This window comes from Blastococcus colisei, from assembly GCF_006717095.1.
Classification (GTDB): domain Bacteria; phylum Actinomycetota; class Actinomycetes; order Mycobacteriales; family Geodermatophilaceae; genus Blastococcus_B; species Blastococcus_B colisei.
In genome coordinates, this window is sequence record NZ_VFQE01000001.1 from 1,008,848 (window position 1) to 1,033,975 (window position 25,128).

Sequence of the window (25,128 nt, forward strand, 5' to 3'; positions counted from 1 at the left end):
TCGCGGTCGACCATGAGGGAGGACCCCACACGGTGAGGGAGGACGCACCGAGCCAGGACGCAGCGACCCCGGACCGCGCCCAACGATTACTGTCGGGCGCGTGACGACTGCTGGTGCCGAACTGACCCTGCGGCACCCGGTGGAGCGGTTCACGCTCGACAACGGGCTGCGCGTGGTCCTCGCCCCCGACCGGAGCGTCCCCGTGGTGGCCGTGAGCGTCTTCTACGACGTCGGGATGCGCAACGAGCCCGAGGGGCGGACCGGTTTCGCCCACCTCTTCGAGCACATGATGTTCCAGGGCTCGGCCAACGTCCCGAAGATGGAGCACGCCCGCCTGGTGCAGGCCGCGGGCGGCACGTTCAACGGCTCGACCCACCAGGACTACACGAACTACTTCGAGGCGCTGCCGGCCGAGGCGCTGGAGCGCGCGCTGTTCCTCGAGGCCGACCGCATGGCGGCGCCGGCGATCACCGAGGAGAACCTCCGCAACCAGATCGACGTGGTGAAGGAGGAGATCAGGGTCAACGTGCTCAACCGGCCCTACGGCGCCTTCCCCTGGCTGCAGCTGCCGCAGATCGCGTTCGACAGCTTCGCCAACACCCACGACGGCTACGGCTCCTTCGTCGACCTGGAGTCCTCGACGGTCGACGACGCGACCGACTTCTTCTCCCGCTACTACGCGCCGGGCAACGCTGTCCTCTGCATCGGCGGTGACCTCGACGTCGCCGAGACCGAGCGACTGATCCAGCGCTGGTTCGGACCCGTCGCCGCCCGCGAGGTACCGCCGCTCCCGCCGACCGGGGAGCCCCTGCCGACCACCGTGCGCACGGCGGTCGTCGAGGACGCACTGGCGCCGGCCCCCGCGCTGGCCATCGGCTGGCGGGTGCCCGACCCCGTCGGCGAGTTCGACCGCTACCTGGGCACCGTGCTGCTGGCCGAGCTGCTCAGCGAGGGCGACGCGTCGCGGCTGGAGCGCCGCCTCGTGCACGCCGACCGCATCGCCATCGCGCAGAGCAGCTACGTCGGCCTGTTCGGCGACCCCTTCGACGTCCGCGACGCGACCCTGCTGACCACCCAGGTGCACCATCCCGCCGCGGTCCCCGCCGACCGCGTCCAGGCCGCCGTGCACGAGGAGGTGCGGCGGATCGCGGAGGACGGCGTCCCCGTCGACGAGTTGCGTCGCGTGCAGGCCCGTACCGAGGCGCAGCTGCTACGCCAGGCGGACTCGGTGCTCGGCCGCACCCTCGGCTTCGCCGCTGCCGAGATCGTGCACGGCCGGGCCGAGCTGGCCGGTGAGCTCGCCGCCCGGCTGGCCGCGGTGACCCCCGACCAGGTCCGGGCCGCCGCCGGAGAGCTGGACCCCGACACCGCCGCCGTCCTCGAGCTGCGCGCCACGGGAGGACGGCGATGAGCCTCGATCTGTCACTCATCCCGCCCCTGGGGGAGCCACGCCCTCAGCCGGTGCCCACCGCGGTGGAGTCGACGCTGCCCAGCGGGTTGCGGCTGATCGTGGTGCCCCGGCCCGGCGTGCCGCTGATCGAACTGCGCCTCCGGGTGCCGTTCGCGGCGACGACGGCGGCCGACGCCGGACTGCACACCGCCCGCGGGTCGGTCCTCTCCGGCGCCGTGCTCCTGGGGACGGCGGCGCACGACCAGACGGCCATCGCGCAGCTGCTGCAGGGACACGGCGCCGAGCTCTCGGTCTCCACCGACCCCGACCGGCTGCTGTTCGCCACGACGCTCCTGCCCGGCGGCCTCCGTCCCGTCCTGGACGTCCTCGCCGAGCTGCTCACCGGCGCGACCTACCCCGACGGCGAGGTCGAGGGGGAGCGCGACCGCGTGGCCGAGCGGATCGGCATCGCGCTCTCCCAGCCGGGCGTCATCGCTCGCGGTGCGCTCGCTGCCCGCCGCTACGGCGACCATCCCTACGCGATCACGCTGCCCGACCCGGGGCTGGTGAGCGCCGTCGACGGCGGCGCGCTGCGGGAGCTGCACAGGTCCCGGGTGCTCCCGGCCGGCAGCACCCTGGTCCTGGTCGGTGACCTCGACCCCTCCGCCGCGGCCGACGTCGTCGCCGGCGCCCTGGGGGAGTGGACCGGGATCGGGCACGCCGTGGAGGCGCCCCCGGCACCGGACCTGCGGGCGGTCGGCATCGAACTGGTCGACCGGCCGGGTGCGGTGCAGTCCAACATCCGGCTCGGCGGCCCCGCCCCCGGCCGGACCGATCCGGCGCTCCCGGCCGTGCGGTTGGCCAACATGATCTACGGCGGGTACTTCTCCTCCCGGCTGGTCGAGAACATCCGGGAGCGGCGCGGGTACACCTACAGCCCGCGCAGCTCGGTGGACCACCAGGCCGCCGGGTCCTCGTTCCTCGTCGAGGCCGACGTCGCCACCGAGGTCACCGGGCCCGCGCTGCTCGAGACCTGGTACGAGCTGGGTCGCATGGCCCTGCTGCCGGTCACCGAGGCCGAGCTCGACGGGGCCCGCCGCTACGTCCTGGGGAGCATGGCGCTGTCGACGTCCACCCATGCGGGGCTCGCCAGCACCCTCTCGGCCCTCGTCGGTGCAGGTCTGCCGCCGGGCTGGCTGGCCGAGCACCAGCAGGCCCTCGCCGAGGTGACCGTCGAGCAGGTCCAGGAGGCCGCGCACCGCTACCTCGCGTCGTCCGGACTGACCGCGGTCGTCGTCGGGGACGCCGACCGGATCGCCGGGCCGCTGGGTGCCCTGGCGCCGGTCAGCGTGCGCGCCGGCGCCCCGGAATGACGGTGCCCGCCTCGGCGTGGCCGGAGAACACTGGGCCGTCCCGCGGGGAGGTCCCGGTGCTCTCCCGCGTCGCCCACGACCGCACCCACCTAGCGCGGTCCCTGCCCGACCCGACCGGGGGACGGCCGGTCCGCGTGCTGACCGTCGACGCGCAGCGCAGCGTGCCGGTGGCGGAGGGGCCGGACGGTCCGGAGCTGGTCTGGGACGAGCAGCCCGAGCTGCCGGTCGGGGCGGTCTACCTGGGAGAGGCGGACGGCGTCCCGTACGCCGCGGTCCGCGGCGCGCGCTCGCTCACGGTCGTCGGCCGCCCCGTCGACTCGTGGTCGGGATTGCGGGAGGTGGGGGCCGACCTGGGCGCTCTGGACGCCGGCCTGCTCGTCGAAGCCATCGGGATCCTCGAGTGGCACGACCGCAACCGGTTCAGCCCGCTGACCGGAACCGCGACGACGATCGAGCGGGCCGGGTGGAGCCAGCGCGACCCGAGCACCGGCACCGAGATCTTCCCGCGCACCGACCCGGCCGTGATCATGCTCGTCCACGACGGCGCCGACCGGGTGGTGCTGGGACGGCAGGCCGTGTGGCCGCCGGGCCGGTTCTCGATCCTGGCCGGGTTCGTCGAGCCCGGGGAGTCGGCCGAGGCGGCCGTCGCCCGGGAAGTCGCCGAGGAGGTCGGCCTCGCGGTGACCGACATCCGGTACGTCGGCAGTCAGCCGTGGCCGTTCCCCCAGTCGCTGATGCTCGGCTTCGTGGCCCGGGCCACCGGGAGCGACGAGCTGGTCCTCGACCCGACCGAGATCGAGGAGGCCCGCTGGTTCACCCGCGACGAACTCGGCCGGGGCGCGGGACCCGCCGCGCTGCCGCCGCCGGTGTCGATCGCCCGGCACATCATCGACCGCTGGGTGGCCGGCGAGCTCAGCTAGCGAGGCGCCCGGCCAGCACCAGCGCCGGACGGTCGGGGTGGTCGGCCAGCACCACGGCGTCCGCGAGCGCCGCCGGGTCCACCTCGTCGTCGTAGCGGTCGAAGGCCGGGAGCTCCCACGCCTGCTCCGGTGGGGTCAGCCGCCGCCGCGCCGCCGGGGACATCCGCAGGTGCACCACGACGTCGAAGGGCAGCCCGACGCCCTGCAGCAGCGAGCCGGCCACCAGCAGCACACCCTCGTCCGGAGCCGGGCGGCGCCGCGCCCGGGCCGCCCGGTCGCGGACGACGTCCCACAGGACCGGCAGGTACTCCCCGGAACCGCCGGGGCCCACCGGGCCGAGCACCTCGCGGGTGAGGGCGCCGGCGTCGAGCCAGTCGGTGTAGCGGGCGTCGGGATCGGTCCGCCCGTGCTCGAGTCGCAACGAGGCCGGCCGGTAGAAGCCGCCGGCGGGGACGACCACGGACGGGCGACCCAGAGCCGGCAGGCGCTCGGCCACCGCGAGGGTCAGGCGCTCCGGGGCGGCGGCGTCCGGGCCGTCGACGGCCACCCGTAGCGCGGTCGCGCCGGGCTCCGGGGCGAGGGGAGCGAGGAGGTCGGCCAGGCGCTGGGCGAGAGCGTGCGGGGTGAGTGGCTGCGGACGGGTCAGGAAGCGCCGTCCGCGGGAACGACGGCCGCGGGTCCCGGAGCGGGCCGGGGGGCCGGCGGGATCACGGCAGCGACGACCGAGCCCGGCCGGCGCCGACCCGGGGTCGGGACGGACCGGCCGGAGGGCGGTGGCGGGGTTCCGGCCGACGCCGCGTCCGCGGGCGGAGGCGCCGCGGCGGAGCCGTCGCTCAGGCCGTCGAGCACCTCGCGCGCCAGCTCCGCCACGGGGCGGCCCTGGGACCGGGCGTCACGGCGCAGCGCCTCGAACGCCGTTCGGGCACTGGTGCCGTGCCGCTCGGCGAGGACGCCGATCGCACGCTCGGTGGACACGCGGGCGGCCAGCGCGTGCTCGAGCTGGGCGACGGTGCGTTCGAGTTCGGCCACGCGTGCCGCGGCCGGGTCCAGCGGTGCGTCACCGGCGCCGCCGGGCCCACGGGCCGATCGGCGAGCGGTGCGGTCGGGCTCGGTCAGGACGCCGAACTCCTCGGCCACGAGGTCGGCCAGGGAGAGCCCTTCCACCAGGTCCCCGGCCGCCTCGCTGCCGGCGGGGGACTGCACGCACCAGCCGCGATCGGTGCGCGTGAGAGCGACCGTCGTGGCGGCGCAGTCATCGGTCGTGGCGGAGGACTCAGGCCCCGGGATGACGACCGCGGCTTCCGGAAGGGCGGCCGGTGCGGTGGGCCGGCCGACGTCGGTGCCGCGGTCGCGGCCCGCTCCAGGGCAGCTCTGCCCCTTCGAGGGCCGGGGACCGGGGATCACGGGGTGCTCACGCCTCCGGCTGGGGGCCCAGCTGGGCCTTCACCTGGTCGATGGTGGGATTGGTGAGCGCGGCGCCGTCGGCGAACAGCAGGGTCGGCACGGTGCGGTTGCCACCGTTGGCCTTCATGACGAGCTCCGCCGCCTGCGCGTCGTGCTCGATGTTGACCTCGGCGAACGGGATCCCCTCGCGCTGCATGAGCTTCTTGAGCCGCACGCAGTAGCCACACCAGTCGGTGGTGTACATGGTCACGAGGGCCGTGGGGGTCGAGGTCATCGGGCAGGATCCTCCCTGGTAGTTCCGGACGGGTCCACCCCCTGGAGGGTGGACCCGACGTGTGTCCACGGCAACGCAGCGTCGTTGGGGATGCTTCCCACCTGTGTCCCTCCGGGCTGAGAGGATCAGCGGCGCACGACGGTCGTGATCCGGGAGGAGGCTCAGATGTCGCAGACGGAATCCGTACGTCACGGTACCGAGCCGGCCTCCCGCGCGGAGTCCGTCCTGGCCGCGCTCGACGAGGAGCAGCGCGAAGCCGCGCAGGCGGTCGTCGGGCCGGTGTGCATCCTCGCGGGTGCCGGCACCGGCAAGACCCGCACGATCACCCACCGGATCGCCTACGGCGTCCACACCGGTGTCTACGTGCCTGAGCAGGTCCTCGCGGTGACGTTCACCGCGCGCGCCGCCGGCGAGCTCCGTGGCCGGCTGGCGGCACTGGACGTCGGCGGCGTGCAGGCGCGGACCTTCCACGCCGCGGCGATGCGGCAACTGCGCTACTTCGCGCCGCGGGTGCTGGGCGGCCCCATGCCGTCGCTGGTCGAGAACAAGCTGCGCCTGGTGGCCACCGCCGCTTCCCGGTCCCGGCTGTCCACCGACCGCACCAGCCTGCGCGACCTGGCCAGCGAGATCGAGTGGGCGAAGACCACGCTCGCCACGCCGGACGACTACCCGGCCCGCGCGGAGGCCGCCGGCCGGGAACCGCCGTTCGACGCCGCCGCGGTCGCCGCCGTGTACGCCAGCTACGAATCGGCCAAGCAGCGCGACGGGGCGCTGGACTTCGAGGACCTCCTGCTGGTGACCGCCTTCGCGATCGAGGAGCACCCGCAGGTCGCCCGCGAGGTGCGCACCCAGTACCGCCACTTCGTCGTCGACGAGTACCAGGACGTCAACCCGCTGCAGCAGCGGCTGCTCGACGCCTGGCTCGGCGGTCGGGCCGAGGTCTGCGTGGTCGGCGACCCGAACCAGACGATCTACTCCTTCACCGGCGCCGATCCGGACTACCTGCTCGGCTTCGCCGACCGCTATCCCGACGCGGCAGTGGTCAAGCTGGAGCGGGACTACCGCTCCACCCCGCAGGTCGTCGGACTGGCCAACCGGTTGATCGGCCAGGCGCCCAAGCGCAAGGGTCTCCCCGGCCTCCGCCTGCTCGGTCAGCGCCCCGACGCCGGCGAGCCGACCTTCCACGAGTACCCCGACGAGCCGGCCGAGGCGGCCGCGGTGGCCGCGAAGTGCAATGCGCTGATCGACTCCGGGATGCCGGCGGCGGAGATCGCCGTGCTCTTCCGCATCAACGCCCAGTCCCAGGTCTACGAGGCGGCGCTGGCCGACGTCGGGGTGCCGTACGTGCTCAAGGGCGGCGAGCGGTTCTTCGAGCGGCCCGAGGTCCGTGAGGCGGTGCTGCTGCTGCGGGGCGCGGCCGCGGGGGGCAGTGATCCGGGCGCCCTCGTGCCGACCGTCCGCGACGTCCTCGCGTCGGTGGGCTGGGCCGAGCACCGGCCGCCGGCCGGCGGCGCGGCCCGCGACCGCTGGCAGTCCCTGGCCGCCCTCGTCGACCTCGCCGTCGACCTGGTGGCCGAGGACCCGACCCTCGACCTCGCCGGGTTCGTCGGGCATCTCGCCGAGCGGGCCAACGCCCAGCACGCACCCACCGTCCAGGGCGTGACGCTCGCGTCGATGCACGCGGCCAAGGGCCTGGAGTGGGACGTCGTCTTCGTCGTCGGACTGGTCGACGGGGTGGTGCCGATCGCCCAGTCGCTGAGCCGGCCGGCCGCGGTCGAGGAGGAGCGCCGGCTGCTCTACGTCGCCGTGACCCGTGCCCGTGAGCACCTCTCGCTCTCCTGGTCGCTGGGCCGCAACCCCGGGGCCAAGCGGGCGCGCCCGCGCAGCCGGTTCCTGGACGGCCTGGCTCCGGGGTCCGGGCCCACCGCCCCGGTGGCCCGTCGGCCGGCCAAGCGGGCCAAGGTGGTCCTGGAGGGGGAGGCGGGGGAGCTCTTCGAGCGGCTCCGCGCATGGCGCAGCCAGGCGGCGCAGTCGGCGTCGGTGCCGGCGTACGTGGTCTTCACCGATGCGACGCTGCAGGCGATCGCCGAGACCCGGCCGTCGACCCTGCGCGAGCTGTCCGGGCTCCCGGGGATCGGGGCCAGGAAGCTCGAGCTCTACGGCGAGGACGTGCTGGCCGCCGTCAGCGGCTGACCCGCTCGAGCCCTTCCGGACCCGGGCCGGGTCGGTACCGAGGGCGACGGCAAGCGGTGTCGCGGGGGCCGGGGCGACACGTCCTGAAGAACTCGTCGTTAATTCGATTGACCCGGTTTCCGCCCACCCCCTACTGTCTCGCACACACGAGCCGCACCCCCACGCTCCTGGCCGTCCGGCCAGGGCCGATACCGAGGAAGGAGGGGGCACTGATGATCAGCATGACGTGGACCACGGCCTCCGCCGATCTCCTCGGCCTGGGCGGTCTCGACGTGCGCCCGGTCTACGGCCCGGGCCTGTGCGCTGCCGTCGCCGAGCGTGCCGTGGCGCCCATCGCTGCGTTCGCCGCTCCGTCGCAGGGGACCGGTCTGCCCACCGGCGGCACCGCCGTCCGCCTCCGCCCCGTCACCCGGCAGGCCATCGGCCACGGCGTCGTGACCACCAAGACCTTCGAGAACAACGGCACCACCCTCGGGAACCACTCCTCGAGGAGACCGCAGAGCTAAGCGCTCGACCGGTCCTCCACGAGGCCGCGGAACCCGAACCCCGGGATCCGCGGCCTTTCTCTTTGTCTGCGGCGCCCCGGCACCGACTTCCGGTCGGCGGACCTCCGCCGGCCGTCGTAGACGAGAGAACGAGGAGGAGCGGCAGTGCAGCAGACGATCGCCCACCCGACGTCCCACCGCCGACCCGGGCTCCCCTGGACCGGGGACTTCCCGCCGAGACGACCCACGCCACTGGCTCCCGTGCCGGTACGGCGCCCCCTGCCGTGCCGAGTGGAGGACCCGGAGCTGTGGTTCGCCGAGAGCCCGGCCCTGCTCGACCAGGCCAAGAGCCTGTGCGGGGAGTGCCCGATCCGCGACGCCTGCCTGGCCGGCGCCCTGGACCGGGGCGAGCCGTGGGGTGTCTGGGGCGGCGAGATCTTCGAACGCGGCGCCGTCATCGCGCGGAAGCGCCCGCGGGGCCGTCCCCGCAAGGTCGTGGCCGCCTGAGCCACGACCGAGAACTTCCCCTGTCGCTCGGCAGGGGGCCGATCACTCATCCAGAAGGAACCGTCATGTACATGCTCGAACAGGATCTGGCCCGCAGCCGGATGGGTGAGATGCAGGCGGAGGCCGCCGCGGCCTCGCGTGCTCGTCGCCTCTACCTGGCCCGCCGCGCGGCTCGTCGCGCGGAGCGTGCGGTGCGCCGCGCCGCGCGGGCCAGCGCCGCCGTCTACTGAGAAAGACCACCCGAGCCGAGGCCGGGTCACGGACGCTTCTGGTGTGTCCGTGACCCGGCCTCTATGACATTGCGGTCCTCCGGGACATTGCGGTCCTCCGGACCGCACCGCGGCCAAGTGCCGTCCCCTGTCGCGAGGAGCTCCCTTCGTCGTGCCTGCGCGGACCCTCCGGGTCCCACTCGGCACGACCCCGCCAGCCTCATCCAGTCGGTCGTGCCTGCGCGGACCCTCCGGGCCCACTCGGCGCGACCATCACTCGACGAAGCCGGGGAGCCATTCCTCGAGGACGCTCCGGAAGTCGCCGGCGGCGTCGAGCTGGCAGAGCACCCCGATGGAGCCGATCGTCACCCGGTGGATCAGCAGGTACGCCGGCGGCAGATTCAACTGACGGCCGAGCCGGCTGGCGTCATTGCGCGGGTCGGCGATGCGGGCGGCCTGCTCCTGCATCCAGGCCCGGGTGAAGTGGAAGTGCCGGGACGCGACCGGCTCCATCAGGGGACGGACGAAGTCGAGGACCCCCTGGGGATCGACCTCCATCGACGGCCGTACGAAGCCCTCGAGACGCAGGTCGGCGAGCACCTCGTCGGCCTTGCCGGCCAGCGCCCACCGCAGCAGCCGGCCGATCGGCTCCGGGTGGCCGTCCGGCAGCCGCGCGGTGGCCCCGAAGTCGATGACGCCGAGCCGACCGTCGGGCAGCAACCGGAAGTTTCCCGGATGTGGGTCGGCGTGCAGCATGCCCGCCCGCTGCGGACCGGAGAAGTGCAGCACCGCCAGCAGGTGTCCGGCGCGGTCGCGCTGCTCGCGGGTGCCGTCGGCGATGACCCGTGAGAGCGGTGTGCCGTCCAGCCATTCGGAGACGATGACCTTCGGCGCGCTGGCCACGACGCGCGGGACCCGGATCTGGTCGTCACCGGCGTAGGCGGCGGCGAAGGCCCGCTGCGCGTCGGCCTCCAGTCCGTAGTCCAGTTCCTCGACGACGCGCGCCTTGAGCTCGGCGATCAGCGGCTTGACGTCCATGCCGGGGAAGAGGGCGGCGAACAGGCGCGCGAACCGGGCCAGCTGGTTGAGGTCGGCCATGAGCGCCGTCGCCGCGCCGGGGTACTGGATCTTCACGGCGACGTCCCGGCCGTCGCGCCAGGTCGCGCGGTGGACCTGGCCGATGCTGGCCGCCGCCGCCGGCTGGTCGTCGAACTCGGCGAACCGCGTGCGCCAGCTTCCGCCGAGCTGCTGGGCGAGCACCGCGTGCACGGTGCGCGCCGGCATCGGGGGCGCCTCTTCCTGCAGCTTCACGAGGGCCTCGCGGTAGGGCGCCGCGACTTCCTCGGGAACCGCCGCCTCGAACACCGAGAGGGTCTGGCCCAGCTTCATCGCCCCGCCCTTGAGCTGGCCCAGGACAGCGAACAGCTGCTCCGCCGTCCGCTGCTGCAGCTCGGCGGCGACGGCGTCGGCGTCACGGCCGGAGAGCCGCTTGCCGAGGCCCAGGGTGGCGCGGCCGGCGGCCCCGAGAGGGAGGGAGGCCAGCCGGGCGGTCCGGGAGACCGAGCCTCGCGGCATCACCGGTCCGTCGTCACTCACGCATCCTCCTCGCCGCCGGACGCCCCGCGGCGCCCTCCGTCTCGTCTCGGTGAACTCGCGAGCCCGGTCAGCCGCCCATTGTTCCCTGCCGGAGGCCGTCTGCGCCCGCAGGAGGCGTCGCCGGATCGCTCGCGCGGGTGGCAGGAGCGCCGGTCCCGCTCGTGGGGACGGCGTCCCCACCCGCACCACAGTGGCAGCCGCGGTGGGCCGGCCAGCGCCGCATCCGTGGCGTGAGGTGAGGAGGGCGCAGCTCGACGGTGGCTTCCAGGACCCCCGGTGCCGCGGAGCCGTCGAGATAGGCGAGCACCTGCAGCGCCGCGGTGGCGGCGGTGAGCAGGCAGGTGATCGTGGAACCGCTCGGCGGTGGCTCGCCGGCCGTCAGCTGAGCCGCCAGCCGCGGCCAGCGTGGGTCCGCGTCACGGCGGTGCAGATCGGCGCAGTGCAGGCAGCTGGTCACCCCGGGGACGACGAGCGGACCGACCACGCCCGTCTCGCCGCGGACCGTCGCCACCAGATGGGGCACTCCGGCGCGCTGGATCCCGGCCACCAGTGGATCGGAGGCGGCCCACGGCCGGGCCAGGACCACCAGGTCGGCGCCGGCGTGCGACGGCAGCGGCCGGAGGTCGGTGAGCGGGCTCGCGCGACGCACCGCGTCCGCGGCGGCCAGCGCGCGCGGCCGTCCCTCGTCGGCGGCGCTCAGGCCCCCGACGACGGCGTCCCCGGCCGCGGTGAGCCCGGGATCGCGAACGGTCACCCGGCCGACGCCGCTCGCGGCCAGCATCGCCGCCAGGGGAGTGCCCACGCGCGTGGCGCCTTCCACCACGACCACCGCCTGCCGCCGTGCGCGCCAACCGCCGGGTCGCGCCACCGCAGCAGGCAGCTCCGGAGCGGTGCGCGCGGCGGCTGCGGGGCCGGCGGCCGCGGCCAGCAGGTCACCGGCGTCCAGGTCCACGAGCAGTCCGGCGGCCCGCAGGCCGTCCAGGACACCCGCCACCATGCCGGGATCGAGCCCGTCCCGGGCGGCGTCTCCCAGGACGGTCCGCTGGGCCCGCCGTCCGTCCAGCCCGCGCAGCAGGGCGACCACGTCGGCTCCGTCCGGGCCCAGCACTAGGCCGTCGCGCGCGTCGACGCCGCCCACCTGCACGCCGTCGGCGCCGTCGTGCAGCAGGGGGGTGGCGGCCGGGAGCAGGGGATGTGCGGAGTCACTCACCGGGGCAGCGTCGCAGCGCGGCGTCGCGCGCGCCGCGACCGTCCACAGGCCCCGGGACGACGAACGGCGGCGCCCCGATCGGGGCGCCGCCGCGGTGACGTTCTGGAACGGCCACCCTTCCCCACCGGCCTCCTGCAGGGACCCACCGCGAGCCTGCGAGCGATGGGTAGCAGGGGGTCCTTCTACGAGGTGTGGGGGAAGGGTGGTCCTTCTTCAGGCCTTGCCGAGGATCCGGTTCATCTTGGTGCCGCAGACCGGGCAGGTTCCCTGCGCCATGCGACGGCCGGACTCGCTGACCTTGACCTCGCCGTCGAAGTCGCGCTTCTCCTTGCACTTCACGCAGTAGCCGTTGTAGCTCTCAGCCACGGGGATCTCCTCGAACTCGGGGTGCCTCGGCACGCGCGCCGGGCGCCGTTGCGCAGGAACGCTACCCGTGCGGGTGGGTGGGCGGGCCAGCCGTGGCGTCGCGAGTGGGCGCCCGGGCGGCGCTGCTCCCACCACGTTCCCCACAGCCTGTGGACAACCCTGTGGAGCACGTGGGGACGGTTCGGCGTGTCCCTGTGCGCGGAGCGGGGACGGGCCCGGGACAACCCTGTCCGGTCACCGGCGGATCCCTATCCCACCTGGGCAAACGCCGCCACCGCGGCTGTGGAGCGACCACCGAGCGCAAGCCTTGTCACCGGGTGGAGCGGCGGTCGTGTCCACCGTCCGTGCGACGTGCACCCGAGTGGGTGCCTTCGCACAGGCGCGGTGTCGGCGGAGTGCCTTACGGTGCCTCCGTGCCCGGATGGACTCCTGACGCTCTCGCGTGCCCCGAGGCGGGGGCCACGTCGTCCTCCGCCGACCGGGGTGGTCGCGCGATGCCGGCTGCCCGTCCACGCCGGGGTGCCGAGGACAGCACCACGGGTCGGGACGCCGGTCTGCCGGAGCTCGCCGGCGGTCCCCCCGGCATGGGTGTCGTGGAGGTGCGCCGCAGCGCGCGGCGCCGTCGGACGGTGACCGCCTACCGGGAGAAGGGGCGCACCGTCGTCCTGATCCCGGCCGCGTTCAGCCCGGCGGAGGAGCGGCGCTGGGTGGCGCAGATGGTGGCGAAGCTGCAGACCCGGGAGGAGCGGCGGCGCCGCTCGCTCGGCGGCGACGACGAGCTGATGGCCCGGGCCCGCGCGTTGTCGGCCGCCCACCTCGACGGGCTGGCCGAACCCACCAGCGTGCGGTGGGTGGACAACCAGAACCGCCGATGGGGTTCCTGCACCCCGGCCGATGGGAGCATCCGCCTGTCGGGCCGGTTGCGGTCGATGCCGGAGTACGTCGTCGACTACGTGCTCGTCCACGAGCTGGTGCACCTGCTCGAGCCGGGGCACGACGAGCGCTTCTGGGCGCACGTCGCCCGCTACCCCCGAGCGGAGCGGGCCCGTGGCTTCCTGGAGGGCATCGAGCTGGCCGCCTCGGCCGGCGACGCGGACGGGGACCCCGCGGCCGACCTCGTCGACTAGACGCCGTCCTGGCTGGGCCGCCCCTCGCCGCCGGGCCCTTCGCTCCCGTCGTCGCCGGAGTCGCCGCCGGCCTCGGTGCCGGGCTGCTCGCGAGCGTCGGCGTCGTCCGCGGTGAGCGCCGCCAGCTCGTCGTCCAGGCCCTGGCGCGCGACGAAGTCCAGCGGCTCGTCGAGGTCGTCGGACGTGGGCAGCAGGTCGGGGTGCGACCAGAGCCGGTCGCGGACGTCGGCTCCGTGCTGCTGGGTCATCGCGCCCCACACCGTCGCCGCGTCGCGCAGCCGCCGCGGGCGCAGCTCGAGCCCGACGAGGGTGGCGAACGTCTGCTCCGCCGGACCGCCGGAGGCGCGGCGGCGGCGCATCGTCTCGGCGAGCGCCGAATGCCCGGGCAGCCGGTCCTTGGCCGCCTCGGCGACGACGGTGTCGACCCACCCCTCGACCAGCGCGAGCAGGGTCTCCAGCCGACGCAGCGCCATCTGCTGCTCCGGGGTCTCCTCCGGCTCGAGGACGCCGCTGCCCAGCAACTGCTGGATGCTCTCCGGGTTGCTCGGATCGATGCCCCCTTCCATCCCGGACATCGCCTCGCCGAGCTTCTGCTCGATCGCCTCGCGGTCGATGGTGATGCCACGGGCGTAGGCGTGCACCGCATCCTGCAGCTGCTGACGCAGCCACGGGACGTGGGCGAACAGACGCTGGGAGGCGGCCTCGCGAAGGGCGAGGAACAGCCGGACCTCGTCGGCGGGCCGGTCGAGACCGGCCGCGAAGGCGGACACGTTCTGCGGGACGAGCACTCCGGTGCCCGCCGGGGCCAGGGGCAGCCCGACGTCGGTGCTGGTGATGACCTCGTCGGCCAGCCTGCCGAGTGCCTGGCCGACCTGGGCGCCGAACATCAGCCCACCCATTCGGCCCATGATCCCGGCGACCGGCCCGAACGCCATGGCCGCTTCCTGCGGGAGCGCGCTGGTCATCGCCGCGACGACCTTCTCCGCGAGCGGATCGATGAGCGCGCCCCAGGCCGGCAGCGTCTGCTCGACCCACTCGACGCGCGACCAGGCGGCGGTGCGCTCGATGCCCGAGGGCAGCTCGGTCACCTGGTCGAGCCAGAGGTCGGCCAACCGCAACGCCTCGGCGACGGCGGTTCGCTCGGCGTCCGACGACGGCTGGTGGCCGGCCGCCAGCTGGCTGATGGCGCCCTGGCGGGCGAGGTCCCAGTTGACCGGGCCGCCGGACCAGTTCATCAGCTTCTGCAGCTCGGCGAACAGCGGCATCTTGCCGAGCAGGTCTTCCGGGGAGCCGCCGCCGGCGATGCCGCCGAACAGGGCACCCAGCCCGAAGGGGTCACCGGGGTTACCGCCCTGACCGGGCTCCCGGCGCTCGGGGTCGCGGTCGGACGGTCCGAAGCCGAACGGCACGTCACTCATGCGTCCACGGTAGACGCCAGAAGGACCCCGTCCTCCTCACCGCTCGCATGCTCGCGGCGAGCCTCTGGACGGGGCCACTCGCAGGTGATCCCCAGGTTCGCGACATAGGCTCGCCCGTCGTGACCCGCCGCATCGCCGTCCTGACCGCCGGTGTCGTGCTCCTGGTCCTCTTCGGGATCCTGGGGACGACGCTGCCGGTGCCCTACGTCGCGCAGGTGCCGGGGCCCACGTTCAACACCCTCGGCGACATCGACGGCGAGGCGATCATCAGCATCGAGGGCCGGGACCGTGACGAGATCGAGGGCAACCTGACCCTGACGACCGTCGGCGTGAGCCGGGGCGGTCTCAGCCTGGTGCAGGCCGTCCACGGCTGGTTCGACGACGAGGTGAGCATCGTCCCCGAGGAGTCGGTCTACCCGCCGGACCGCTCGGAGGCGGAGACCCGCCGGCTGAACCGCGAGGCGTTTCTCACCTCCGAGCAGGCGGCGCAGACCGTCGCACTGGGCCGGCTGGGCTACCCGGTGAAGGTCGTCGTCCAGGGGTTCGCCGAGGACTCGCCGTCGGAAGGAGTCCTCGAGGAGGGAGACGCCATCGAGGCGATCGACGGCAGACCCACCCCGGACACCGAGGCGCTCGACGAGGTCCTCACCTCGATTCCCGGCGGCTCGACGGTGACGGTGTCGTACACGCGCCTGGGGGAGCCCGGAACGGCGACGGTCACCACCCGGTCCGCGGAAGAGGGCACGGGTTCGCTGCTCGGCATCACGATCCTCGAGCAGCCGGCCGCGCCCTTCGACGTGGACATCCAGGTGGAGGACGTCGGTGGCCCCTCGGCCGGCCTGATGCTGACCCTGGGCATCCTCGACCTCGTCGGGGACGACGACCTGACCGGGGGAGCGGTGATCGCGGGAACCGGCACGATCGACATCGACGGCAACGTCGGCGCGATCGGCGGGATCCCGCTCAAGATGGTGGCCGCCACGGACATCGGCGCGGAACTCTTCCTCGTCCCGGAGGGCAACTGCGCCGAGGCCGCGGCGGCGCCCGACCCGGGGTTCCCGCTGGCCCGGGTCGCCACCCTCGACGACGCGCTGGAGGCACTGGCCGACTTCGAGGCCGGCCGCACACCGGAAACCTGCTGAACCCCTCGACCTGCCGGGGAACCCCGTCGCCCCTCGAGCGTTGTGCTGGGATGACCGGAGGTTCTCTCCGGGGCCCGATCGAAGCCCTTCGATCGGCCGCGGGTCGGATCCCGACCCATCGCACGCCCGCAACTGTCTGAAACTGAAGGAGAGCGCTCGTGGCCATGCGGCCCCCCGTGCCGGTGCCGACCCTGTCGCGCCGCGCGAAGCTGGTCCTCGGCGCCGTCGCCGTTCTGCTGGTGCTGTTCACGGTCATCGGCACGCTGACCAACGTCTACGTCGATTACCTCTGGTTCGACGAGACGAACTACACCCAGATCTTCTGGACCGAGCTCCAGACCCGAGCCTTGCTGTTCGCCGTCGCCGGCGTGGCCACCGGTGGTGCGGTCGCCGCGTCGATCCATCTCGCCTACCGGTTCCGGCCGACCTTCCGGCCGATGTCGCTGGAGCAGCAGAACCTCGAGCGCTACCGCCAGTCGCTGGAGCCCCGCCGCGGCCTGGTGCTCACCGCCGTCGCCGTGGTGCTGGGCCTGTTCGCCGGTTTCACCGCGCAGAGCAGCTGGCAGACGTGGCTGACCTTCCGGAACAGCACCGACTTCGGGAGTACCGACCCGCAGTTCGGCATCGACATCTCGTTCTTCGTCTTCGAGTACCCCTTCTACCGGCTGCTGCTGGGCTTCGGCTTCGCGATCGTGCTGCTGACGCTGATCGGCTCGGTGCTCACCCACTACGTGTTCGGCGGGCTGCGCCTGCAGACGCCGGGGCAGAAGCTCACCGCCGCCGCCCGCGTGCAGCTGTCGGTGCTCCTGGGCCTGTTCGTGGCCCTCAAGGCGGTGGCGTACTGGCTGGACCGCTACGGGCTGGTCTACTCCGACCGCGGTGACGTGTTCACCGGCGCCAGCTACACCGACGTCAACGCGCTGCTCGTGCCCAAGACGATCCTGGTGTTCGTCGCCGCCATCTGCGCCATCGCGTTCTTCGCCAACATCTTCGTCCGTAACTTCCTGCTCCCGGCCGCCGCGCTGGTGCTGCTGCTGCTTTCCAGCGTGGTCATTGGCGTGGCCTACCCGGCGATCGTCCAGCAATTCGTGGTCCGGCCCAGCGCCAACGAGAAGGAAGCGCCCTACATCGAGCGGGCCATCGAGATGACCCGGCAGGCCTACAACCTCGTCGACGGCGACGACGTCGAGTACGTGAACTACGCTCAAGAGACCACCGGCGAAGCGGGTGAGGAGGTGGACCCGCAGGTCGCGCTCGCCGAACTGCGCAACGACACCGAGACCATCCCGAACGCCCGTCTGCTGGACCCCAACGTGCTCTCCGAGACGTTCACCGCGCGCCAGCAGATCCGAAACTGGTACGGCTTCCCCGAGAAGCTGGACGTCGACCGCTACGCCGTCGACGGTGAACTGCGTGACTACGTCGTGGCGGTGCGCGAGCTCGACAGCGCGGGGCTGTCGGAAAACCAGAGCACCTGGATCAACCGGCACACCGTGTACACGCACGGGCACGGTTTCGTCGCCGCACCGGCCAACGAGGTCGTGGGCGGCTCCGACGGCGGCGAGCCGAACTTCACCACCGGCGACCTGCCCGTCCGCGGGGACATCGTGCCCGAGCAGAGTCGGATCTACTACGGCGAGCTGATCGAGGACTACTCCGTGGTCGGTGCGCCCGAGGGCACCGCTCCCCGTGAGTCCGACCTGCCCGAGGGCGGCTCCGACGACCGTCAGATCAACAACACCTACGACGGCGAGGGCGGGGTGTCGGTCGGCAGCTTCTTCCGCCAGCTGACCTTCGCGATCAACTTCCGGGAGCGCAACTTCCTGCTCTCCAGCGCGGTGAACGAGGAGTCGAAGGTGCTCTACGTCCGCGACCCGCGGGAGCGGGTGGAGAAGGCGGCGCCGTTCCTCGAGGTGGACGGCGACCCGTATCCCGCGGTGATCGACGGGCGGGTGACCTGGATTCTCGACGGCTACACCACGTCGGATTCCTACCCCTACGCCGAGCAGATGCAGCTGGGCGAGGCCGCCGCGGACTCCTTGACCGGCACGGGCACCACCGCGTTGCCGAACGAGACGTTCAACTACATCCGCAACTCGGTGAAGGCCACCGTCGACGCCTACGACGGCACGGTCACGTTGTACGAGTACGACACGGAGGACCCGGTCCTCCGGACCTTCATGAAGGCGTTCCCGGGGGTCGTCCAGCCCAAGAGCGAGGTGTCCCAGGAGCTGGAGAGCCACTTCCGCTACCCGGAGGACCTGTTCAAGGTGCAGCGGGACATCCTGACCCGCTACCACGTGGACGACCCGATCGCCTTCTACGAGGGCAGCGACCGGTGGCAGGTCCCGACCGACCCGACCCAGGACGTCGAGGCGGACCAGCCGCCATACTACATCCTCGCCCAGCGGCCGGGGGATGACGAGGCCACCTTCCAGCTGACCAGCGCGCTCAACGCCTTCCAGCGGCCGAACCTGTCGGCGTTCGTGTCGGCGTCGAGCGCGCCGGACACCTACGGCGACATCCAGGTGCTGCAGCTACCCGGAAACACGCCGTTCCTGGGACCGACACAGGTGCAGAACTCGTTCGAAGCGAACGACGACATCCGCCGCGACCTCACCCTGTTCGATAGCGACGACTCCAACTCGGTGTTCGGCAACCTGCTGACGCTCCCGATCGGTGACGCCGGCCTGCTGTATGTGGAGCCGCTCTACGTGGAGAGCACGGGGGAGGGGAGCTTCCCCCTGTTGCAGCGGGTGATGGTCAACTTCGGTGGCCGCATCGGCTACGCGAGTACGCTCGCCGAGGCGCTGGACCAGGTCTTCGGCGCAGGAATCGGGGAGATCGCGACGGACAGCGACGGCGCCCCGCCGACGCCGGACGATGACGGCGACGAGACGCCGACGCCCGCGCCGACGGATCCCGCGGATCCGACGACTCCACCGGACACCGGTGGAACGCCGGCGACCCCGGGCATGGAAGCGGCCGTCCAAGACATCAACGCCGCCCTGGAGGCGCTCGCCACCGCCCAGCAGGCCGGTGACTTCGCCGGACAGGGGCAGGCGCTGGAGGACCTGCAGACGGCCGTCGACGCCTACCAGGCCGCCCAGCAGGCGGCCGGGGCCACACCCGGCGGATGACGGACCCGTCGTGGGTCGAGGGGGCGGCGCGGAGGTCGTGTCCGCCCCCTCGACCGCGGCTGGTAGGGTGGTGCCTACCGACGCGGGGTGGAGCAGCTCGGTAGCTCGCTGGGCTCATAACCCAGAGGTCGCAGGTTCGAATCCTGCCCCCGCTACCAACCGACAGTGGCCCTCACAGTGCCTGTGAGGGCCACTGTCGTTCGTGTACGGGTATGCACGCGTTTCTACGGAGTGGTCTGTCACGTCCTCCGAATCAGCCGCCGAGGCCGGCGTCCCGGGCGCGGAGCGCCGCTTGGGCTCGGTCGGCGACCTGCAGTTTGGTGAGGATGCTCGAGACCAGATTGCGCACGGTCTTGGGGCTGAGGAACAGCTCGGCGGCGATCTCGGCGTTTCTGCGTCCCAGCGCCAGCTGCTGCAGCACCTCCCGCTCGCGCGCGGAGAGATCCGGGAAGGCGTCGGGCGGCACCGGCGGCGGGGCCGAGGTGAACCAGTCGATCAGCCGCTCGGCGACTCCTGGGCCGAACAGTGCCTCGCCGTGGCCGACCGCGCGGATGGCCCGTAGCAGTTCGCTGAAGCTCGCGCCCTTCAGCACGTAGCCGCGGGCGCCTGCTCGCACCGCACGGAACACCGTCGCGTCGTCCTCGAACATGGTCACCACGAGCACCCGCACGGACGGTGCGGTCCCCACCAGCCGTCGGGTGGCCTCGATGCCGTCGAGATCCGGCATCTGCACATCCATGACCACGACGTCCGGGCACAGCTCCTGGGCCAGCGCCACCGCCTTCGCGCCCGTGTCCGCCTCTCCGGCCAGCACGAGATCCGGCGCGGCCGCCAGCACCGCGCGGAGCCCGGCGCGGAAGGTCGGGTGGTCATCGGCGGTGACCACGCGGAGGGGCGTGTCGCCGTAGGGGGGATCAGCCATGCGGCACCAGGTCCCGGATGGGAAGGAGGGCGCCGACCCGCGTGCCGCCGCCGTCGGCCGTGCCCAGGGTGCAGCGGCCGCCCAGTTCGGCCGCGCGCTCCCGCATCGAGTTCAGGCCCACCCCCGCCGACCAGGTCCGCCGGGGACCCACCCCGTCGTCCACCACCTCCACCACCAGGTCTCCAGCGGCGCAGGTGAGCCGGACCGTGCAGCGGCGGGCCCGGGCGTGCCGGACGACGTTGGTGACCGCCTCGTCGACGATCCGGTATGCGGCCACCTCCACGGCCGCCGGCAGTGGTGGCAGCTCGTCGGCTTCGACCGCGACCTGCACGTCGCTGACTCGGTAGCGCAGCGCCGCCTCGCGCACCGCTCCGACCAGGCCCAGCTCGTCGAGTGCCGGGGGGCGCAGGTCCTCGATCAGCCGCCGCAGATCGTCAAGGGCGCGCTCGACGTCGACCTCCAGCTCGGCCAGGATCGCGTCGGCCGCTTGTGGACGTACCGGGTAGAGCGCCCGCGCCGAGCCGACCTTGAGCGTCTGCGCGGCCAGCTGCGGTCCGAGCCCGTCGTGCAAGTCCCTGCGTAGCCGGCGGCGCTCCTCCTCCCGCCCGGCGACCAGCCGCTCGCGGGCCTGCTGCAGCTCGTCGGTGAGGCGGGCAGCGTGCACAGCCGCCGCGGCCTGCCGAGCCAGGTCCTCGATCAGCGGTGCGTCGGCGTCCCGCAGCCGGCTGCGTGGCGTGAGCACGAGGGTGCCGACAGCCTCCTGCTGGTGCACCAGCAGGACCCGGAGAGGGTCGTCCTGGCCGGGCACGCCGCTCTCTGCGGCAGGTAGGTCTTCGCCGTCCGGCGTCCGCACCTCCAGGCCGGTGTAGTGCAGATCCAATGCCGAGCGCACGGTTTCGACGATGGCGCGGAGGGCGGCTGCCGGTGCGAGAGCCGCTTCCAGGTGCCGGCCCAGGCGGGACAGCACCTCGTAGGGATCGTCCCGGCGGCCGAACACCAGCCGGTTGACCCAGCGCTGCACCCGCTCCCGCAGTGGGGCGAACATCACAGCGGCCAGACCGGTGGCCACCAGGGACACCGCCAGGCTGTCCTCGATCTGCAACAGCGCCCCGAGCCAGGCGACCACCACGACGTACACCGCGACGACGACCGCAGACAGAACGCCGTACACGAGGGTCCGGCTGATGAGCAGGTCGATGTCGTAGAGCCGGTGCCGCAGGATGGCCACGGCCGCGCCCACCGGAAGCCCGGCCAGGGCCGCGAGGCCGGCCACCCACAGCAGCGCGTCGAGGGGTGCGGGTGCGAACTCCGTGGCGGTCCAGCAGACGACGTTGAGGGCCGCCGGGTAGGCGATCCACTTGATCTGCTGCCGCTGCCGGACGACGGCGCGCCGGTAGCGAACCACCTGGGATCCGAGGGCGGCCAGCAGCGTAGCGGTGCCGAGCACGGTGGTCGCCGGAACGACGTCCCCGGCCAGTACGCCGACGGGTCCGTCGACCTCGACGGGGTTGCTCAGGCCCGGGAAATCGGACGCGTCGATCTCGTCGGGTCGCATGCCCAGCGCCAGTGCGCCGGCGATCGCCGCGGCGACCGACGTCCACAGCACCGGCCGCCACCTGGGCGAAGGCAGCGCGCCGTCCGGGAAGAACAACAGCAGCACGGTCGGCGCCAGCAGCGCGAGCGGAGCCAGGCTGTTCGTGACCCAGGCGACCGCGGTGGGGTCCGGCCACCGGCCGGGTTGCACGAGGGCGAGGTCCGCCCACGCCTTCGCCGCGAACACCGACGCCAGACCCGGCCCCACGACGGCCAGGCTCCAGCCGACCGGATTGCGCGGTCGTCGTTCGGCCACGAGCGCTCCGACGCCCGCGAACACCAGCGCGGCGGCGAGCACGACCAGGAGGAACGGGAGCGGCGCGGGATTCGGGTCGTCCGCCGGCGGACCGCCGGCGGAGACGGCGGCCCCCACCGCCAGCGTGGCCAGCGCGGCGGTGAGCAGCGGCAGTCCCCAGGCTGCCCGGGCGCGTGGTCCGGCCGGCGGCCCCCCGGCCGCCGTGTCATGGCGCGTCTCCACGGGGTCGGGTGCAGGACGTGTGCGCATGCGCGCTCCTCGCGGTCGTGCGGGGCCCACGGCCCGCCGGCGTGAGCGGGTCGAGGGCGCCGCGACGCGGGTCAGGCTAGTGGCGCGGGAGCTTGCTCGATGGTGCGGCTGCGCGCCCACAGCGCGACGCCGAGCGCAACGTAGAGCAGCCCGGCCAGGATCGTTCCGGGTCCCTCCACCACCAGGGGCAGGGGCAGGGGCAGGATGAAGCCGAGTGCGCACCAGCGAGGGAAGACTCCCGCTCGCCAGGTGGCGACGCCGTACAGCACCGAGCCGGCCATGAACGTGAGCACCCCGATCACGGTGAGGGGCTCATCCAGCAGGGCGACCTTGCCCGCGGCATCCACGAGCAGCCCACCGACCACCAGGGGAAGGGCGAGCACGCCGAGTCGGCCGGTGCGCTCGTGCTGCACCGCGGCGTAGCCGAGGTAGCCCACGAGCATCAGGACGACGGCGGGGCCGAGGACGACGGCGAGCGGGTAGCCCCCCGGGGAGGAGAGGGTCGTGGCGATCCCCTCGACGGCGAACAGTGAGCCGCCGATCACGAACGCGGCGGCACCCGCCCGGGCCGGCGTGCGGGGAGACGACGTCGTGCGGGGCGGGGCGATGAGCGACGAGCTGGACATGCGGGCCTCCTGACAGGGAGCGGTACTCGGGCTCGCCCACCGTGGCTCCGGCCGCGTCCCGCCGTCTGGTGTCCGGCGTCCCGAGAACCGTCCCGATCGCACGGTGGGCGATCCCCGCCGAGGACCCTTGCCGCGATCGGCAGGCCTGTTCCGGGAGGAAACGGACCCGGACTCGACGGTCTGCCGGGGAGGAACGTCCGGCCAGGGAGACATGGGTGGAGATCGTCTCGGGGAGGCGGTCGGAATCATCCGTCACGATGCCTGCGTCGTCGGACGAGCGGGCGAGTCACGTCGTGAACGGACCAGCACGGGGGTGTGCAGCTGCGTAGGCAGCAACTCGCTACCTGCGGAGTCGGCGACCTGCAGTTCGGCGAGGATGCGCGACACCAGGTTGCGCACGGTCTCGGGACAGCGGAACAGCTCGGTGGCGATCTCGGCGTTCTTGCGCCCGAGGCGAGTGGCGCCGGCACTCCCGCTCCCGGACGGAGAGCGTCGGGAAGGCGTCCGGCGGCACCGGCGGTTGGCTGAGCTGAGCCGATGCTGACCGCGGAGGCGGTGATCAGCCCCGTACGCCTGGACGTGGACATCCCCACGCTCCGCGTCTACGCCGACGCGATGTTCCACCACGGGTACGTGGCCAAGGCCGTCATCGACGAACACGGCGGGCTGCCATCGGACCCCGTCGTCCCCGAGCGGGTGTCGCTGTCCGTCGACCCGGACGGCAGCCTCCGCGTCATCGGCCACGCCACCGACCCGCTCGTCGCCGCGGACCTCGCCGACACGGCGGCCGCGGCCTTCGTGCCCAAGCTGAACGAGATGGGCCGAATCCTCGTGCCCGGCGACGCCGCCCACGGGACTGAGGCCTGGAAGGAAGCCATGACCATGGCCGAGGAACTCGGCCCCGTCGGCGAGTTCACCGTCGCGGAGTGGGCCAACTGACCCGCTCCGCGACGGCGCCCGGTCAGTAGGTGCAGCCGGCCACGCCCACCGGCACCAGGTACGCCTGGATCTCGTAGATGTTGTACGAGGGAACGTCGCTGACCCAGTTCGGCCTCGGGTTGACGTGCGTCGAGACGCCGTTGTAGCCGCCCCGCACGTACCACCAGGCGCTCGTGCTCACGGCCTCCGGGTCGAACCGGGTGTCGTAGATGACGTAGCGGTACCCGCTGCACCAGCCCGGGTTCGTCCACATCTGCTGCGGCTCGGAGGAGATGAGGACGTCACCGGCCTCGCCGTAGTAGCAGCCCTCGCAGACGTACGTCTGGTGGAGCGGGTCACCGGTCTGGTCCTGGAACGAGAACAGCATGTTGGACTGACTGAGATCGGCGCGGACGTGCACGCCGACGAGGCCGCTGTTCTGCACCGCCTGCGCAGTGCCGGCCGGGCCGGCCACGGTCAAGCCCAAGGCCACGCCCAGGGCGACCAGCAGCGCGGTAATCCTGTTCTTCATTTTCCGGCCCTTTCAGTCGGGACTGAACCGCCCCGGGTTCGCTACAGGGCGGATTCTCCCACGAGCGGGTGCTCGGTGGAGTCGATCTGACGGTAGTGCTCGGCTTCGACCTCCGCCGGTGGTCGGTAGCCCAGCGCGGAGTGCAGGCGGGTGTGGTTGAACCAGTCGACCCAGCCCAGGGTGGCCAGCTCGAGGTCGTCGGCGCCCTTCCAGGGGCCCTCCCAGAAGACGAGCTCGGTCTTGAACAGGCCGATCACCGACTCTGCCAGGGCGTTGTCGTAGGAGTCGCCGACACTGCCGATCGAGGCCTGCAGGCCGGCCTCGGCGAGCCGGTCGGTGTAGCGGATCGAGGCTGAGGCGAACCAGTCGATCAGCGGCCCGGTCACTCGGGTCCGAACAGCGCCTCCCCGACGAGGGGCAAGCCAGGTCGGGAGGTGGACGACCCGTGGGCGGATACCTGTGCACCACGTCGTGACCTGCGGAAGGACGCCGCGCCCGACAGAGAGATCGTTGGGCCGGTCGGTCCCCCGCGACGACGACGGAAGGCGCGTCCCTCCCTGGCTTCCGTGTCTTCGAGTCGAGGGGCAGACCGGTCAGACGACGCTCAGGTAGGCCTCGTGCTTGCGCAGGTACTGATTCCGGCGCACGCCGGCCGGGTCGCGATGCAGCGGCGGCTCGGCCGGGCCCTGGAGTGCGGGGGGCTGCACGGCGTGCGCCGGCTTGCTCGGGCGGTTGCGCATCGCCGCGAGCAGGGCGTGCGGTCGCGTTGCGTCGTCCTCCTCGCCGGTGCCCACGGGAACGGGACGCCGCACGACCGCGGGAAACGGCTCCTTGTGCGGGGGGCGCTGGGGGTCGGGCAGTCGAAGGTCGGCCAGGTCCATCCAGGCCGAGTGCCGCAAGCCGTCGACGCGGCAGCGCACGCGCGCGGCGACCCGGCCGCTGTCCTCGTGCCGCCAGCCGATCAGCTCGCCGGAGTACCAGATGCCGCGGTGGTGGATCTCCACCGGCTGTGGCTGCCCGGCGAACATGCTCGCCGTCTCGTCCCCCACCACGTAGCGGACTGTAAGCGGACAAGCACGCACGAAACGGGAAGGCGCGCGCGTGCCTGGGACCCCTGTGACGGAGTGGTACCGGAGGCGTTCCGGGGTCCCCGCGAGGGCGCTGCGGGCGAGGTGTACTGTGGAATCACCGACGCGGGGTGGAGCAGCTCGGTAGCTCGCTGGGCTCATAACCCAGAGGTCACAGGTTCGAATCCTGTCCCCGCTACGACGAAAGGCT

Annotated in this window: 23 protein-coding genes, 2 tRNA genes and 1 pseudogene; 13 read left to right on the plus strand and 13 right to left on the minus strand. The window is 73.1% G+C overall.

The window, feature by feature from the left end; all coding sequences use genetic code 11:
* Positions 1-100: 100 nt before the first annotated feature.
* The 3 genes from FHU33_RS04760 to nudC are packed head-to-tail and all read left to right on the plus strand — an operon-like array spanning position 101 to position 3,683.
* Complete coding sequence (locus tag FHU33_RS04760; RefSeq protein WP_142024320.1) at positions 101-1,411, plus strand: M16 family metallopeptidase; 1,311 nt, start codon at positions 101-103, stop codon at positions 1,409-1,411.
* A complete protein-coding gene (locus FHU33_RS04765; protein WP_142024321.1) occupies positions 1,408-2,763 on the plus strand; it encodes a M16 family metallopeptidase in 1,356 nt (451 codons plus the stop codon). Before FHU33_RS04760 ends, FHU33_RS04765 begins: the two co-directional genes overlap by 4 nt.
* A 56-nt stretch (positions 2,764-2,819) precedes the next feature.
* Positions 2,820-3,683 carry an NAD(+) diphosphatase gene (nudC, locus tag FHU33_RS04770; RefSeq protein ID WP_246063272.1) on the plus strand — a complete coding sequence of 288 codons (864 nt, stop codon included), beginning with the start codon at positions 2,820-2,822 and terminating at the stop codon, positions 3,681-3,683.
* Here nudC and FHU33_RS04775 read toward each other — a convergent pair.
* The 3 genes from FHU33_RS04775 to FHU33_RS04785 form a co-directional block, all read right to left on the minus strand.
* Positions 3,676-4,230, minus strand: a complete 555-nt coding sequence (locus FHU33_RS04775; RefSeq protein ID WP_246063273.1) for a nucleoside/nucleotide kinase family protein — start codon at positions 4,228-4,230, stop codon at positions 3,676-3,678. The two genes, nudC and FHU33_RS04775, sit on opposite strands and share 8 nt — an antisense overlap.
* Before the next feature lie 95 nt (positions 4,231-4,325).
* Positions 4,326-4,886, minus strand: a complete 561-nt coding sequence (locus FHU33_RS04780; RefSeq protein WP_246063274.1) for an ANTAR domain-containing protein — start codon at positions 4,884-4,886, stop codon at positions 4,326-4,328.
* Between the two features lie 208 nt (positions 4,887-5,094).
* Positions 5,095-5,361: a mycoredoxin gene (locus FHU33_RS04785; RefSeq protein ID WP_142024324.1), complete on the minus strand. Its 267-nt coding sequence runs from the start codon at positions 5,359-5,361 to the stop codon at positions 5,095-5,097.
* Between the two features lie 165 nt (positions 5,362-5,526).
* Here FHU33_RS04785 and FHU33_RS04790 point away from each other — a divergent pair, with 165 nt between their 5' ends.
* The 4 genes from FHU33_RS04790 to FHU33_RS24815 all read left to right on the plus strand — a co-directional run bounded on the left by FHU33_RS04790 (position 5,527) and on the right by FHU33_RS24815 (position 8,776).
* Positions 5,527-7,554, plus strand: coding sequence for an ATP-dependent helicase (locus FHU33_RS04790; RefSeq protein WP_142024325.1), 2,028 nt, complete (start codon positions 5,527-5,529; stop codon positions 7,552-7,554).
* A gap of 212 nt (positions 7,555-7,766) precedes the next feature.
* On the plus strand, positions 7,767-8,060 hold the full coding sequence (locus tag FHU33_RS04795) for a hypothetical protein (RefSeq protein WP_142024326.1): 294 nt from the start codon (positions 7,767-7,769) through the stop codon (positions 8,058-8,060).
* A gap of 144 nt (positions 8,061-8,204) precedes the next feature.
* Complete coding sequence (locus FHU33_RS04800) at positions 8,205-8,546, plus strand: WhiB family transcriptional regulator (RefSeq protein WP_281281615.1); 342 nt, start codon at positions 8,205-8,207, stop codon at positions 8,544-8,546.
* A 65-nt stretch (positions 8,547-8,611) separates the two neighbouring features.
* Positions 8,612-8,776: a hypothetical protein gene (locus FHU33_RS24815; protein WP_170182321.1), complete on the plus strand. Its 165-nt coding sequence runs from the start codon at positions 8,612-8,614 to the stop codon at positions 8,774-8,776.
* Between the two features lie 252 nt (positions 8,777-9,028).
* On the opposite strand, the gene FHU33_RS04805 is transcribed toward FHU33_RS24815, so the two are convergent.
* From FHU33_RS04805 to FHU33_RS24820, 3 genes are all read right to left on the minus strand, one after another.
* Positions 9,029-10,351, minus strand: coding sequence for an ABC1 kinase family protein (locus FHU33_RS04805; protein ID WP_246063275.1), 1,323 nt, complete (start codon positions 10,349-10,351; stop codon positions 9,029-9,031).
* A 67-nt stretch (positions 10,352-10,418) separates the two neighbouring features.
* Positions 10,419-11,561: a ThiF family adenylyltransferase gene (locus FHU33_RS04810; protein WP_142024327.1), complete on the minus strand. Its 1,143-nt coding sequence runs from the start codon at positions 11,559-11,561 to the stop codon at positions 10,419-10,421.
* Positions 11,562-11,774: 213 nt separating this feature from the next.
* Positions 11,775-11,927, minus strand: a complete 153-nt coding sequence (locus tag FHU33_RS24820; protein ID WP_012950213.1) for a DUF5679 domain-containing protein — start codon at positions 11,925-11,927, stop codon at positions 11,775-11,777.
* A gap of 494 nt (positions 11,928-12,421) precedes the next feature.
* Here FHU33_RS24820 and FHU33_RS04815 point away from each other — a divergent pair, with 494 nt between their 5' ends.
* A complete protein-coding gene (locus tag FHU33_RS04815; RefSeq protein ID WP_142024328.1) occupies positions 12,422-13,054 on the plus strand; it encodes a M48 metallopeptidase family protein in 633 nt (210 codons plus the stop codon).
* Here the strand turns inward: FHU33_RS04815 and FHU33_RS04820 are convergent.
* Positions 13,051-14,472, minus strand: coding sequence for a zinc-dependent metalloprotease (locus FHU33_RS04820; protein ID WP_142024329.1), 1,422 nt, complete (start codon positions 14,470-14,472; stop codon positions 13,051-13,053). The genes FHU33_RS04815 and FHU33_RS04820 overlap by 4 nt on opposite strands.
* Before the next feature lie 119 nt (positions 14,473-14,591).
* Between FHU33_RS04820 and FHU33_RS04825 the strand changes: the two genes are divergently transcribed.
* The 3 genes from FHU33_RS04825 to FHU33_RS04835 all read left to right on the plus strand — a co-directional run bounded on the left by FHU33_RS04825 (position 14,592) and on the right by FHU33_RS04835 (position 18,912).
* Positions 14,592-15,614: a YlbL family protein gene (locus tag FHU33_RS04825; protein ID WP_142024330.1), complete on the plus strand. Its 1,023-nt coding sequence runs from the start codon at positions 14,592-14,594 to the stop codon at positions 15,612-15,614.
* 164 nt (positions 15,615-15,778) lie between these two features.
* Positions 15,779-18,754, plus strand: coding sequence for a UPF0182 family membrane protein (locus FHU33_RS04830; RefSeq protein ID WP_246063883.1), 2,976 nt, complete (start codon positions 15,779-15,781; stop codon positions 18,752-18,754).
* A gap of 81 nt (positions 18,755-18,835) precedes the next feature.
* Positions 18,836-18,912, plus strand: a tRNA-Met gene (locus FHU33_RS04835).
* Between the two features lie 95 nt (positions 18,913-19,007).
* Here the strand turns inward: FHU33_RS04835 and FHU33_RS04840 are convergent.
* The 3 genes from FHU33_RS04840 to FHU33_RS04850 form a co-directional block, all read right to left on the minus strand.
* Complete coding sequence (locus FHU33_RS04840; protein WP_142024332.1) at positions 19,008-19,676, minus strand: response regulator transcription factor; 669 nt, start codon at positions 19,674-19,676, stop codon at positions 19,008-19,010.
* Positions 19,669-21,774: a sensor histidine kinase gene (locus FHU33_RS04845; RefSeq protein ID WP_142024333.1), complete on the minus strand. Its 2,106-nt coding sequence runs from the start codon at positions 21,772-21,774 to the stop codon at positions 19,669-19,671. Before FHU33_RS04845 ends, FHU33_RS04840 begins: the two co-directional genes overlap by 8 nt.
* Before the next feature lie 71 nt (positions 21,775-21,845).
* Positions 21,846-22,400 carry a hypothetical protein gene (locus tag FHU33_RS04850; RefSeq protein WP_142024334.1) on the minus strand — a complete coding sequence of 185 codons (555 nt, stop codon included), beginning with the start codon at positions 22,398-22,400 and terminating at the stop codon, positions 21,846-21,848.
* Between the two features lie 537 nt (positions 22,401-22,937).
* Here FHU33_RS04850 and FHU33_RS04855 point away from each other — a divergent pair.
* A complete protein-coding gene (locus FHU33_RS04855; RefSeq protein ID WP_142024335.1) occupies positions 22,938-23,339 on the plus strand; it encodes a hypothetical protein in 402 nt (133 codons plus the stop codon).
* Between the two features lie 22 nt (positions 23,340-23,361).
* Here the strand turns inward: FHU33_RS04855 and FHU33_RS04860 are convergent, their stop codons facing one another.
* From FHU33_RS04860 to FHU33_RS04870, 3 genes and pseudogenes are all read right to left on the minus strand, one after another.
* Positions 23,362-23,850 (minus strand): DUF4148 domain-containing protein, encoded by a 489-nt coding sequence (locus tag FHU33_RS04860; protein WP_142024336.1) that lies wholly within the window; start codon positions 23,848-23,850, stop codon positions 23,362-23,364.
* A 41-nt stretch (positions 23,851-23,891) separates the two neighbouring features.
* Positions 23,892-24,200 (minus strand): annotated as a pseudogene (locus tag FHU33_RS04865) (integrase core domain-containing protein); the annotation flags it as partial.
* A gap of 243 nt (positions 24,201-24,443) precedes the next feature.
* Positions 24,444-24,902, minus strand: a complete 459-nt coding sequence (locus FHU33_RS04870) for a hypothetical protein (protein ID WP_142024338.1) — start codon at positions 24,900-24,902, stop codon at positions 24,444-24,446.
* A 140-nt stretch (positions 24,903-25,042) separates the two neighbouring features.
* Between FHU33_RS04870 and FHU33_RS04875 the strand changes: the two genes are divergently transcribed.
* Positions 25,043-25,116, plus strand: a tRNA-Met gene (locus tag FHU33_RS04875).
* Positions 25,117-25,128: the final 12 nt, after the last annotated feature.

Bases quoted from the DNA above. Each gene is read 5' to 3' on its own strand.
- FHU33_RS04830 (WP_246063883.1), top strand. From the start codon at position 15,779: ATGCGGCCCCCCGTGCCGGTGCCGACCCTGTCGCGCCGCGCGAAGCTG.
- FHU33_RS04860 (WP_142024336.1), bottom strand. From the start codon at position 23,850: ATGAAGAACAGGATTACCGCGCTGCTGGTCGCCCTGGGCGTGGCCTTG.
- FHU33_RS04820 (WP_142024329.1), bottom strand. From the start codon at position 14,472: ATGAGTGACGTGCCGTTCGGCTTCGGACCGTCCGACCGCGACCCCGAG.
- FHU33_RS04845 (WP_142024333.1), bottom strand. From the start codon at position 21,774: ATGCGCACACGTCCTGCACCCGACCCCGTGGAGACGCGCCATGACACG.
- FHU33_RS04765 (WP_142024321.1), top strand. From the start codon at position 1,408: ATGAGCCTCGATCTGTCACTCATCCCGCCCCTGGGGGAGCCACGCCCT.
- FHU33_RS04850 (WP_142024334.1), bottom strand. From the start codon at position 22,400: ATGTCCAGCTCGTCGCTCATCGCCCCGCCCCGCACGACGTCGTCTCCC.
- FHU33_RS04795 (WP_142024326.1), top strand. From the start codon at position 7,767: ATGATCAGCATGACGTGGACCACGGCCTCCGCCGATCTCCTCGGCCTG.
- FHU33_RS04785 (WP_142024324.1), bottom strand. From the start codon at position 5,361: ATGACCTCGACCCCCACGGCCCTCGTGACCATGTACACCACCGACTGG.
- FHU33_RS24815 (WP_170182321.1), top strand. From the start codon at position 8,612: ATGTACATGCTCGAACAGGATCTGGCCCGCAGCCGGATGGGTGAGATG.
- FHU33_RS04840 (WP_142024332.1), bottom strand. From the start codon at position 19,676: ATGGCTGATCCCCCCTACGGCGACACGCCCCTCCGCGTGGTCACCGCC.
- FHU33_RS04855 (WP_142024335.1), top strand. From the start codon at position 22,938: ATGCTGACCGCGGAGGCGGTGATCAGCCCCGTACGCCTGGACGTGGAC.
- FHU33_RS04790 (WP_142024325.1), top strand. From the start codon at position 5,527: ATGTCGCAGACGGAATCCGTACGTCACGGTACCGAGCCGGCCTCCCGC.
- FHU33_RS04815 (WP_142024328.1), top strand. From the start codon at position 12,422: ATGCCGGCTGCCCGTCCACGCCGGGGTGCCGAGGACAGCACCACGGGT.